Source organism: Fibrella forsythiae, assembly GCF_017353175.1.
Classification (GTDB): Bacteria; Bacteroidota; Bacteroidia; order Cytophagales; family Spirosomataceae; genus Fibrella; species Fibrella forsythiae.
The window spans coordinates 1,368,540-1,380,427 of sequence record NZ_JAFMYW010000001.1 but is presented as its reverse complement, the minus strand read 5'-3'; the positions used below and the strand labels follow the sequence as shown (position 1 = coordinate 1,380,427).

General features: G+C 53.2%; 5 protein-coding genes and 1 pseudogene. 2 read left to right on the top strand and 4 right to left on the bottom strand.

What is annotated here, in order from left to right:
- Nucleotides 1-317 precede the first annotated feature (317 nt).
- The 4 genes and pseudogenes from J2I46_RS06155 to J2I46_RS33465 all read right to left on the bottom strand — a co-directional run.
- Entirely contained in the window at nucleotides 318-5,258 is a 4,941-nt protein-coding gene (locus tag J2I46_RS06155) for an SdrD B-like domain-containing protein (protein ID WP_207328070.1), read from the bottom strand.
- A 518-nt stretch (nucleotides 5,259-5,776) separates the two neighbouring features.
- Nucleotides 5,777-6,283: a hypothetical protein gene (locus J2I46_RS06150; RefSeq protein WP_207328069.1), complete on the bottom strand. Its 507-nt coding sequence runs from the start codon at nucleotides 6,281-6,283 to the stop codon at nucleotides 5,777-5,779.
- A gap of 207 nt (nucleotides 6,284-6,490) precedes the next feature.
- Nucleotides 6,491-6,592 carry a hypothetical protein gene (locus J2I46_RS33470; RefSeq protein WP_374758076.1) on the bottom strand — a complete coding sequence of 34 codons (102 nt, stop codon included), beginning with the start codon at nucleotides 6,590-6,592 and terminating at the stop codon, nucleotides 6,491-6,493.
- A 154-nt stretch (nucleotides 6,593-6,746) separates the two neighbouring features.
- Nucleotides 6,747-6,986 (bottom strand): annotated as a pseudogene (locus J2I46_RS33465) (SdrD B-like domain-containing protein); the annotation flags it as partial.
- A 314-nt stretch (nucleotides 6,987-7,300) separates the two neighbouring features.
- Between J2I46_RS33465 and J2I46_RS06140 the strand changes: the two are divergent.
- Both J2I46_RS06140 and J2I46_RS06135 read left to right on the top strand, forming a co-directional pair.
- On the top strand, nucleotides 7,301-10,390 hold the full coding sequence (locus J2I46_RS06140) for an amidohydrolase family protein (protein WP_207328067.1): 3,090 nt from the start codon (nucleotides 7,301-7,303) through the stop codon (nucleotides 10,388-10,390).
- A gap of 165 nt (nucleotides 10,391-10,555) precedes the next feature.
- Nucleotides 10,556-11,857 carry an amidohydrolase family protein gene (locus tag J2I46_RS06135; protein WP_207328066.1) on the top strand — a complete coding sequence of 434 codons (1,302 nt, stop codon included), beginning with the start codon at nucleotides 10,556-10,558 and terminating at the stop codon, nucleotides 11,855-11,857.
- Nucleotides 11,858-11,888 lie beyond the last annotated feature (31 nt).

Sequence of the window (11,888 nt, the reverse complement as noted above, 5' to 3'; positions counted from 1 at the left end):
ATGGGCTTGTGTAAGCCGTAGTTCCATTGTTGGCTTAATGCGTTTACATAGACAGAATAATCCCGGCTTACCAAAGGCTGTGCCAAACCAACTCTGGTCGTAGATATGAGTAGATATAACTGGTTTGTTCGCTATGCTGATGTTGGTATGTTGAACCAAGGTCTACACTATCTACTCTGTAGCCACACTGTTCGTATGGCGTCGCTTGTATTAAGTTGCTATAGCTAATCAGAAGTAACAGAGCAGGGCGTGTAAAAAAACGGGCCAACTCGATGAGGAGTTGGCCCGCATAAAAACACGCTGGATATAATCTGCCCCTAGCGCCGAACGACGCGTTTCACCGTTACAGGTACACACTTGACGGGTGGACACTGGCACTGAGCCGGTGGAATGACCACTACCACATCGCTGAAGCAGCCTTCGGCCGAGTACACCCGAATCGTGTAGGTGGTTCCCGGGGCCAGAGCCGGGTTATGCTGGTTGGCTACCAGCACACTGCCCGTAGTCAAACCTGACAGCGGCTGGTCAGTGGCAAACAGGGGTGTCGAAGCCGTGAAGCTACTACCCACAGAGACGTTATAACTAACGGCATTGGTTGAACTGCCCACCAGGGTGATTTTGGCATCGTTGAGTGGTGTGGCACCGGTGCAGCTAGCCGCTACCGCCGTGGCGGTCAGGCTCGGTGCCGGATCGGCGATGATCACGAAGGGGCAGCATGAGCCATCCGGGCACCCGGCCGAGTTGGTTGCCGATACGGTATACTCACCAATGGCGGTCACGCTCAGTGTTGAACTGGTGGCTCCCGGAATTGGCGTGCCGTTCAACGACCACTGATAGGTGCTGAAGCTAGTAGGTGTCGACAGTAAAAACTCGAAAGGCGTATTCTCGCATACATGGAAAGGAACCGTCAGGCAGGCGGTAGCCGTAGTGCTGGTGCCGCCGGGTGCGGTGGCTACATTGTAAACCAGTCCTTCAGTATTGACCTGCGCCTGGAAGCTCAACGTAGCTACCTGACCACCGGCCAGCGTTGGTATAGTCCACAAACCGCCTGTTAACGAAGGAACAAAACTACCCACCGAAGCCGACCCTGAACCAATAACCGTGAGTCCCGACGAGCTAAAGGCATCGGTAACAATCACGTTCGTGGCCGTGGTGGCACTGGTGTTGGTCAGGGAGATCGTGTAGGTAACGATTTCACCTTTCGCCACCCGGCTCTTGCTTACCGTCTTCGCGATCGAGTAAGTTACGGCTGGCCGAACAAAGCCGGCATCCAGGGTGGTGTTGTTCTCGTTGACCGACAGGGTCACCGGGGCCGTGACACCCGCCACCGGGTCCGAATCGATGGTGTCGTCGCTGCCCACCTTCGGGGTGGTGGCCGAGAAACCTGCCGGGGTGGTGAAGCTCACCGAGTAGGGGAGGCCCGGGGTCAGGCCCGTGAAGCTGTAGAGACCGTCGACAGTCGTAGTGGTGGTACCCGCTACGGTGCCACTCTGGAGCAGGGTGACCACCGCACCCGGAATGGAGATATCACCGGCATCCTGAAGGCCATCCTTGTTGACATCTTCAAAGACGAAGTTGCCCAGGCTGGCCGTTGGCAGGAAGAAGCCCGCATCGAGCGTGGGGTTGTGCTCACCCGGAGCCAGGGTTACCGACTGGGTGTTGCCCGTGATCGGATCGGCATCTGAGTCGGCCGTGTCTGAGCCTACGTTGCTGATGGTAGTCGTGTAGCCAGCAGGCGGTGTAAAGCCCACCGAGTAACTGTTGGACGTACCTGGCGTTAGGCCTGTGAACGAGTAGAGACCCGATGCATCGGTGGTGGTCGTGGCCACGGCCGATCCGTTCTGGTACAATGTTACCGTTACGCCTACCAGCGGAACGTCGCCTGCGTTCTGAATGCCATCTTTGTTGGTATCAACAAATGCATAGTCGCCCAGTGAAGCCGGAATCAGATAAAAACCAGCATCCAAGGTTGGGTTGTTCTCGCCCGGAGCCAGGGTCACCGATTGGGTGTTGCCCGTTACTACGCTGGCATCACTGTCGGCGGTGTCGGAGCCCACGTTGGTGATGGTAGTCGTGTAGCCAGCAGGCGGTGTGAAACCTACCACGTAGCTGTTGGACGTACCTGGGGTCAACCCCGTAAACGAGTATAGCCCCGACGCATTCGTTGTTGTGGTGGCTACGGCGCTTCCATTTTGATAGAGCGTTACCGTCACGCCCGGTAATGGGGTGTCGCCTGCGTTCTGAATACCATCTTTGTTAGCATCAACAAATGCATAGTCGCCTAGTGAAGCCGGAATCAGATAAAAACCAGCATCCAAGGTTGGGTTGTGCTCACCCGGAGCCAGGGTTACCGACTGGGTGTTGCCCGTTGCCGGACTGGCATCACTGTCAGCCGTGTCTGAACCTACATTGCTAATGGTGGCTTTGTAGCCGGTTGGCGTAGTAAAGCCTACCGAGTAACTGTTGGACGTACCTGGCGTTAGGCCTGTGAACGAGTAGAGCCCCGACGCATTCGTTGTTGTGGTGGCCACGGCCGATCCGTTTTGAAAGAGCGTTACGGTTACGCCCGGTAATGGGGTGTCGCCTGCGTTCTGAATACCATCTTTGTTAGCATCAACAAATGTATAGTCGCCCAGTGAAGCCGGAATCAGATAAAAACCAGCATCCAGGGTTGGGTTGTTCTCGCCGGCAGTCAGGGTCACCGGGGCCGTAATACCCGTAGCTGGATCTGGGTCCGAATCGGCGGTATCTGAACCGACGTTGCTGATGGTGGCTGTGTAGCCAGCAGGAGCGGTAAAGCCAACTGAATAGCTGTTGGACGTACCTGGGGTCAATCCTGTAAATGAGTAGAGGCCCGAAGCGTTGGTGGTGGTTGTGGCCACCGCTGATCCGTTCTGATAGAGCGTTACCGTTACGCCGACCAGCGGTGTATCTCCTGCATTCTGAATGCCATCTTTGTTGGCATCATCAAACGTGTAGTCGCCCAATGAAGCTGGCTGAAAATAAGCGGCATCGTAGGTGAAATCATTTTGGCCGGGTAACCCCAAGGTGAAACTTACCAAACCGGCCACATTAGGGTCTGTATCAATCTGGTCGGGGTTAGTGCCCGTAGCTGAGTTTGGTTTGGTACTTAGTAGTAATGTGCCGGCGCTTGTGCTGGTCGGGAAGGTCAGTGAATACGAACCACCATATGTTAACGACAAACTGTTGGCAAAGCCTGTTGCGTTTGTTGCCGATCGGTTAGAGAAGTAATATTCGCCACTGCTATTCGTCGTTACCGAAATGCCACCCGTTGGTAAACCGGGGCCTTTCAGAAGCACAGCGACACCAGCCAGCGCCGGTTCGCCCGGGTCCTGAATGCCGTTATTATTGACGTCTCTCCAGACCCGGTTGCCAATTTGAATAGGAGCAGGGTCGCATACGGCGGCAATCACCCCCAGGCCGTTCGCTTTACCATAGGTAGCCGGGTTAGCCCCCGTACCTACAGTCAGGTAAATCTGATACCGTTTGGTGTCATCACCATTCGTGTTGTTGAACCAACTGAAACCACCCGACCAAATGGTGAGGGGATCCATCACGGTTGCTACAACATGGTTGGTTCCCGGGATTACCGCAATGCCACCTTCAATTGTTTCCTGATGGAGATCTCCGGTATTATCTGCATATACGTCGTTTGCGTAGAACTCCCCACCGCCCGGGCCCTGGCTATTGCTTGTGCCAGCCCCCGATAATTGTGCCTGTGTTGACGTGGCTGCAACCCGGCCATTACTTTCCATAACCCAGGCAGAACCATTGTATCGGGCGCGTAACAGATCACCGCTGATGTAGCCGTTGAACAGTGTATCGGGCGTTGCCTTTGTATCAGTTGTATTCCGGTTGCGGTACCCTAACTGGTGGCCACCCCGATCCATGAAGGCCAGGAGCATATCGCCATTGTCGGTAAAGGCAATGTTGGAGAGCATTGGCTGTGCCCGCCCAATCCGGGCGCCCGCCGTTGATGCGTCTCCCCGGAAGAGCTGCGCAAATGAACTGGCCCAGGGGCTCCAGGTATTGCCCATCTCGGGGTGCCCTGTGTGCATCCTGCCTTTGGTGTAATCCAGCGGTATCGTCAGAATCGGCGTTGAATTGAATACGTTGGTGGCCGGATCCATTTCATAGACGTACCCATCCAGGTTTGCGTTACCGCTGTTCACGCTGTTCTCTCCTGAGCAAACAATACCCACATACACTTTCCCATTTCCTACATTGACCGCAAAAGGCCGGGCCACACCGCCAACGCAGGTAGGGGTTGGAAGAGTCACCTGCTGAATGTCAGCAGCCGTAAGGGAGCTTTTGGCAGGGTTGCCAATATTCAGAATAAGCAGTTTTTTATTGTATAGGTCAATGACATACAATTTGCTTTCATCATCAGACAGCGCAACACCGCCAAGCCCAATTTTGCCAATCAGGTTAAAGGCAGTTGCGTCATTGTTCGAAACGGTGCCATTGGCAGGTAACACGCGAGTACCCAATAAGGAAGCACCAAGATCAATGCCTAACGTTTCAAGGTCAGCGTAGGTAGTGCTGGTTGGCGTAGTGGTTATGTTGGTCGTATAAATACCACCAAGCCCCAACTGGCCTAAACCCACGTGCCGTTTCAGGAAAGCTGCTGTAAACAGTTTTTTCGATGTGCGCTGATAAGCCGCTCCCCAAACGCTGCCCACTTCTGAAGCGTTTGCCAAATGAGAAGGTGAGGCCGTAGAGGCGTTGGCAATGCCGTAAGGTACTGTAACAATGGCATCGTCAGAGGCTACCGTACTGCCCGTTGCCAGCGGATCACCGCTAACGAAGCAGGCAACCGCCAGGTCGGGGCTACTCTGGCAATAATCTTTCGGATAGTTCACTGCAAAATTAACCGTAGCTGGTGCCGATGCCACGAACTGAATCGATGTTCCCTGACTGGTGTTTACCGCTCCACTGTAGAAATGGTCCAGACTTGTCGGGATCGTAAACTCCACGCGGTAGGGGCCACTCGCCTGCGTAGGCGTAATGGCATACGAGCCAGTTGCCGATGTGGTTACTGAGAGGCCTGGTGTGATGTTGACGCCCGCCGCGTTAAAAAGACGAACTTCTATGCCAGCCAGGCCAAGTTCTGTAAAGGTGGTAGATGCAGGAGCTGTATCATAAACTCCGTTACTGTTAAAATCGCGATAGACTGTTCCCGAAATGGTTTGTGCCTGTAGTGCCGTAGGGAGAATGCCTGCAAGAAATAATAGCATCCATACTATAGTTCGGCAACGGGCAGGGGCCCGGTAAGTAGTAGACCGATAATTTTTCATGACCCAAAAAAGTGACTAGATAAGTATTTACGTTATCTGAATGCACAATAGAAGGGCCATTAGAATTTGCTAAGTATAAATTGGTAATAAAGTAAAAAATAGAATAGGTTATATAGCTATAATAAACGATTGTATATCAGTAATTTACTGCAAATATGGTACTGTAAATTAAGTATTAACTATCTATTTTTGGCGTATTATTTTTAATAGTATATTCTTATTATAGATTAAGTATTATAAAATAGTAAGTGTATTTTTGCCTGTTAACAATAACTGTACCAGTTTAAGACAACAATGGCCATATTAACTATCATAGGCGATCGCTGTCCCTAACATGGCTGTGGAGTGAGTAACTTCCTTCAGCCATACGCTACTCACCACCGAAACGCCCGTAAATTAGTTGGGCCAGCCCTGTTAAGACTGGCCCGAAGTTAAATCAGAGACCGTAGCGGCGACCCTTACCGGCGCAATACGTTCTTGACCACAAATGGCACACATTTGACGGGTGGGCATTGGCACTGAGCTGGCGGAATGACCACCACTACATCACTGAAGCAGCCTTCGCCCGAGTACACCTGGATGGTATAGCTGCTGCCAGGCGCCGAGAGCGGGTTGACCAGACCGCCTTTAAGCACACTGCCCGTGGCCAGACCCGCCAGCGGCTGGTCAGTAGCAAACAGGGGTGTCGAGGACGTGAAGCTGCTGCCCAGGCTAATGGTGTAGCTGACGGCGTTGGTCGAGCTGCCCACCAGGGTGATGCTGACATCATCGAGTGGCGTTGAGCCGGTGCAGCTAGCCGCTACCGCCGTAGCGGTCAGGCTGGGGGCTGGGTCGGCCACCACCACGAAGGGGCAGCATGAACCGTCGGGGCAGCCAGCCGCGTTGGTGATGGACACAGTGTACTCACCTACCGCCGTCACACTCAGGGTGGCGCTGGTGGCTCCCGGGACAGGGCTTCCGTTCAACGACCATTGGTAGGTGCTGAAGCTGTTGGGGGCCGAAAGCTAAAACTCAAAGAGCTCATTGGCGCACACCTGAAAAGGCATAGTCAGACAGGCCGTGGCGGTGGTGCCATCGGGAGCCGTGGCCACGTTATAGACAAGGCCTGCTTCATTGGCCTGAACCTGGAAGCTAAGCGTGGCTGTCTGGCTGACAGCCAGGGAAGGGATCGTCTAGGCATCACCTGTTGCAGAAGGCGTAAAAGTGCCGGCGGAGGTGGTGGCTGATCCTACGATGGTAAGTCCCGACGAGCTGAAAGCATCGGTAACAATCACGTTCGTGGCCGTGGTGGCACTGGTGTTGGTCAGGGAGATCGTGTAGGTGACGCGATTCCGCCTTTTGCCACTCTGTCGTTATCGACGGTCTTGGCGATGACAAAGGTGGGGGATAAGCAGCCTTCACAAAGCCGACATCCAGGGTGGTGTTGCCCGTGATCGGATCGGCGTCTGAGTCGGCCGTGTCTGAGCCGACGTTGCTGATGGTCGCGTTATAGCCAGCAGGCGGTGTAAAGCCCACCGAGTAGCTGTTGGACGTACCTGACGTTAGGCCTGTGAACGAGTAAGGGCCCGACGCATTGGTTGTCGTGGTAGCTACGGCCGAGTTGCAAGGCCAACTAGACTTGTATGTCCGTGTCCTAACGCCCAGCCAAGCCTGACTGGCTAAATACATCAGGAACGGGTGTGAAAACCGCACTATACATAAGCATTCAAACAGCTAAGTGAGAACGTGCGAAACAGCGATAACTCAAGAGCCAACGGCAGGCAGAATACGTTGACCGAATAGGACACCGCTGACTCCATAGGAAACTCGATTTAATCAGAATAGTATTCTGATAGAGATTGTGATTAAGGTAGTTGGCTTATAATTTATTTGGTTTTTTTGAGCTGGTCAGGATATATATACCGTATCGTATCGAAAAGCGGATTGTTCTTTCGTTGTCTGAGCTATTTTTGATGCTTAAACTAAACAGAACACTCATCTACATGCGTAAACATCTCCTGTTGCTCTTGTTGGCAGTCGGGTTCACAAAGTCAGGGCTGGCACAATCTATAATACCCCAGAACGGTGTCCACGACGAGCGACCAAACTTCTACGCGTTTACCAACGCAACCATTGTAGTTGACCCACAAACTACCCTACAAAATGCCACGCTTATTGTTCGCAATGGTCGGATCGAAGCCATTGGCACATCTGTAACTGTACCGGCCGGAGCCGTTGTTGCCAATCTGGCCGGTCGCCGAATATACCCCGGCCTGATCGATCTTGATTCTGACTATGGTATGCCTGAAATCGTTCGGGGAGCACCCGGTCAGGGACGTGGCTTTGGCGGTGCGCCTCAGCTTGAATCAAACAAAAAAGGAGCCTACTATTGGAATCAGGCTATCCAGCCAGAAAACGATGCCAGCCAGCTTTTTAAAGTAACGGCCGCCAAAGCTGACGAACTGCGTAAGCTGGGTTTCGGAGCTGTGCTGACCCACAACCACGATGGCATTGCCCGTGGTAACGGCGCGCTGGTGACTGTGGCTGATGACCGCGAAAATATGGTGTTGTTACGCAATGGGTTGAGCCAGCATTTTTCGTTCAGCAAGGGGACATCAGGGCAGTCGAATCCCAATTCAATAATGGGTACGGTGGCTCTGCTGCGGCAATCGCTCTATGATGCGGATTGGTTCAAGCGGTCGAAACAGAAACCGCAGATGAACCTATCGCTCGATGCATACAACCGGATGGCGGGCGTACCGGCGTTTTTCGAAGTCGGCGATAAATTAGGTGTACTTCGGGCGGATAACATTGGCGATGAATTCAGAATGCAGTTTATCATCCGCACGGGTGGCGATGAATACCAGCGGATCGACGAGATCAAGGCAACCGGCGCTACACTGATTGTGCCCGTGGCGTTCCCACAGGCCTACGACGTTGAAGATGCCTGGGATGCCGACAACGTGTCGCTGGCGGAAATGAAACATTGGGAAATGGCACCTGCCAATGCCGCGATGCTGGCCGCAGCAAACATTCCGTTTGTATTGACCAGTTCAGGGCTCAGAAACCGGAGCGAGTTTATGGCCAATGTGCGCAAAGCCATCGAATATGGTCTTAGCGAGCAAAAAGCGCTGGAAGCATTAACAATTGGCCCTGCCAAATTAATTAAAGCTGATGACCTGCTGGGTACGTTGGCGGTTGGCAAAGTGGCCAACTTTGTGATCACGTCGGGCAACCTCTTTTCGCCTACCAATGTCGTCTATGAAAACTGGATTCAGGGTAAACAGTATGTGGTGACTAACCCGAACATTGCGGATATCCGGGGTACGTATGACCTGAAAATCGGCACCGCCGGGTCGCCGGACCGGCCTAACGTAAAACTGCTGGTAACGGGGGATAATCCGGAGAAGCCGACGTATCAGGTGACGGTTAACGATACGACAAAGCTGACGCCGATCGTATCGCTCGATAATAACCTGATTTCGATGCGGGTGGCCCTGAACCGGCGCCAGCCCAACGCCATGACCCGCCTGACAGGCTACCGCGATGGCACTGGTTTCAAGGGAGACGGCGAGCAGCCAAACGGCCAGGATGTGACCTGGTCGGCCACCCTGAGCAAACCATTCAGCGCGTCGATTGCCAAAGCCGATACGGCCAGAAAGCCTCAACTTGGTGGCATGCTCTATCCGTTTGTGGGTATGGGAAACACCAGAAAGCCACAGGCCCAGACCATGCTGATCCGGAACGCAACCGTATGGACCAATGAGGCCGATGGTATCCAGTCAAATATGGATGTGCTGGTGACCGACGGCAAAATTGCGAAGATCGGTAAAAACCTGCCGGCCCCCGCCAGCGGAAGCGTTGTTGACGGAACAGGCAAGCACCTGACAAACGGTATCATCGACGAACATTCGCACATTGCGCTGGTATCGATCAACGAAGGCTCGCAGTCGAGCACGGCTGAGGTACGTATGTCAGATGCCATCAATCCAGATGATATCAACATCTACCGGCAGTTGGCGGGTGGGGTTACCTCATCGCAACTCCTGCATGGTTCGGCCAATGCCATTGGTGGTCAGTCGGCTATTGTGAAATTGAAATGGGGTGAACCGGCTTCGAATATGCTGATCAAAGGTGCCGACGGTTTCATTAAGTTCGCCCTTGGTGAGAACGTAAAACAGTCGAGTGCGCCAGCTGCTGCTCAGGTACGTTTCCCACAAACACGGATGGGCGTTGAGCAGGTATACATGGACCACTTCATGCGCGCCAAAGAATACGCTAAAGCCTGGGCCGACTATAATGCGCAGGTTGCTACGCCCGCTAAAGGAAAGAAAGGTGCCGCAACCGCCACGCTTGAAATGCCCCGTCGGGATATCGAACTCGACGCACTGTCTGAGATTCTGGCGAAGAAACGGTTCATCACGTGTCACTCGTATGTACAATCGGAGATTAACATGCTGTTGAAAGTAGCCGATTCGCTGGGCTTCAAAGTCAACACGTTTACCCATATTCTGGAAGGGTATAAAGTAGCCGACAAGATGGCAAAACACGGCGTTGGTGGTTCGTCGTTTGCCGACTGGTGGGCCTACAAAATGGAAGTGAAAGATGCCATTCCATACAACGCTGCCCTGATGAGCCGCGAAGGCGTAACGGTATCGATCAACTCGGATGATGCTGAAATGGCCCGCCGACTGAACCAGGAGGCTGCCAAAACGGTGCTGTATGGTGGCATGACAGAAGAGCAAGCCTGGAAAATGGTGACACTGAACCCCGCCAAACTGCTTCACCTCGATAGCCGCATGGGTAGCATCAAGGCCGGTAAAGATGCCGATCTGGTGCTTTGGAACAACAACCCGCTCTCGATCTACGCTCGTCCAGAATTCACGATGATCGAAGGAGCGATTTATTACAGCCGGGAAAACGACGATAAGAATCGCGAAACGATGGAGGCAGACCGTGCCCGATTGATCCAGAAGATGATGCAGGCCAAATCGGGGGGACAGTCTACCGTACGGCCAACCATGCGCCGTCAGCGGATGTGGCATTGCGAAGACGTTGAAGGTGTATTCGCTGAAGGAGAAGAAAAGAACTAGTCAGTCGGTAAGCGTCATTAATTGGTATTGTGCTTCGCTGTTAGTCAACGGTCATTGCTAGTCATCAATCTTTTCGATGAACGCTAACCTGTTGTCTATCAGTGATTCTCAACCCGACGACCATGAATTAGACGCGCCGAAAGACAATCAAAAGACATGTATACTATGAAACACATTCTCATTACCATATTATCGCTGGCCTCGCTCACAAGCTTTGGCCAGAACCCCGCCCCGGGGCGGGCACAGGAGCGGCCTATTGCGTTGCTCGGTGCCACCATTCACACGGGAACCGGCCAGGTTATCCAGAACGGCCTGATCACCTTCGATAAGGGAATCATTACAAACGTGGCCGATGCCAGCACCATTCGCCTGAATACCAACGAGATGCAGGTGATTGATGTGACGGGTAAACACATTTACCCCGGTCTGATATCGCCCGCGTCGCTGGTTGGTATGCAGGAAATCGCCTCTGTGCGGGCCACCGTCGATTCGCGTGAGATTGGCGTACTGAACCCAAACATGCGTTCGCTGATCGCCTACGATTCTGACTCGGAGATTATCCCGACGATTCGGAACAACGGTGTTTTGCTGACGCAGGCAATGCCGATGGGCGGTACTATCTCGGGGTCGTCATCGGTCATGCAAACGGATGGTTGGAACTGGGAAGATGCCGTGTTGCGGAAAGACGATGGTCTATGGCTCAACTGGCCGGGCTATTATGCCCGTGAGTTCGATTTCGAAACGTTCCAGGCAGCCATCAAGAAAAACGAACGCCGCGACGAAGCCATTCGGGCCTTGCAGGCTACGTTTGCAGAAGCCAAAGCTTACGCCGATGGTACCAAACAGGCCTCATCGAACCTACGCTTCGAATCGATGAAAGGGCTATTCAAAGGTACACAGAACCTCTACGTGCGCGCCGACTACGCTAAAGACATTATTGAAGCTGTTCGTTTTGCCAAAGGGGCAGGCGTTGCCAAAGTAGTGATCGTTGGCGCTGAAGATGCCGATAAAGTGGCGGGATTCCTGAAAGAAAACAACGTACCTGTGATCCTGAGTGCATTGCACCGCCTGCCTAACCGGCAGGATGAACCAACGGATATGCCGTACCGACTGCCAGGCATTCTGCAAAAAGCAGGCGTAATGGTTAGCCTAAGCTACGCTGAAGAATGGTGGCGGACCCGTAACCTGCCTTTCCTGGCCGGTACAGCCGTTGGCTTCGGCGTTTCTGATCGGGAAGAAGCCCTCAAAATGATCACGTCGAACACGGCCAAAATTATGGGTATCGACGCTCTGGTAGGTACGTTGGAAACGGGGAAGCATGCCACGCTCGTTGTCTCGAAAGGCGACCTGCTGGATATGCGGACCAACCTGGTTGAACACGCCTTTATTCAGGGGCGTAAGGTTGACCTCGACGATAAGCACAAACGCCTGTACAACAAATTCAAAACGAAGTACGGTCAGAAGTAAGTAACGATCTGTTTGTTTTGTAGGGCCGCAA

Excerpts from the sequence above, each read along its gene's own strand:
- J2I46_RS06155 (WP_207328070.1), bottom strand. The coding sequence starts at position 5,258 with ATGCTATTATTTCTTGCAGGCATTCTCCCTACGGCACTACAGGCACAA.
- J2I46_RS06140 (WP_207328067.1), top strand. The coding sequence starts at position 7,301 with ATGCGTAAACATCTCCTGTTGCTCTTGTTGGCAGTCGGGTTCACAAAG.
- J2I46_RS06135 (WP_207328066.1), top strand. The coding sequence starts at position 10,556 with ATGAAACACATTCTCATTACCATATTATCGCTGGCCTCGCTCACAAGC.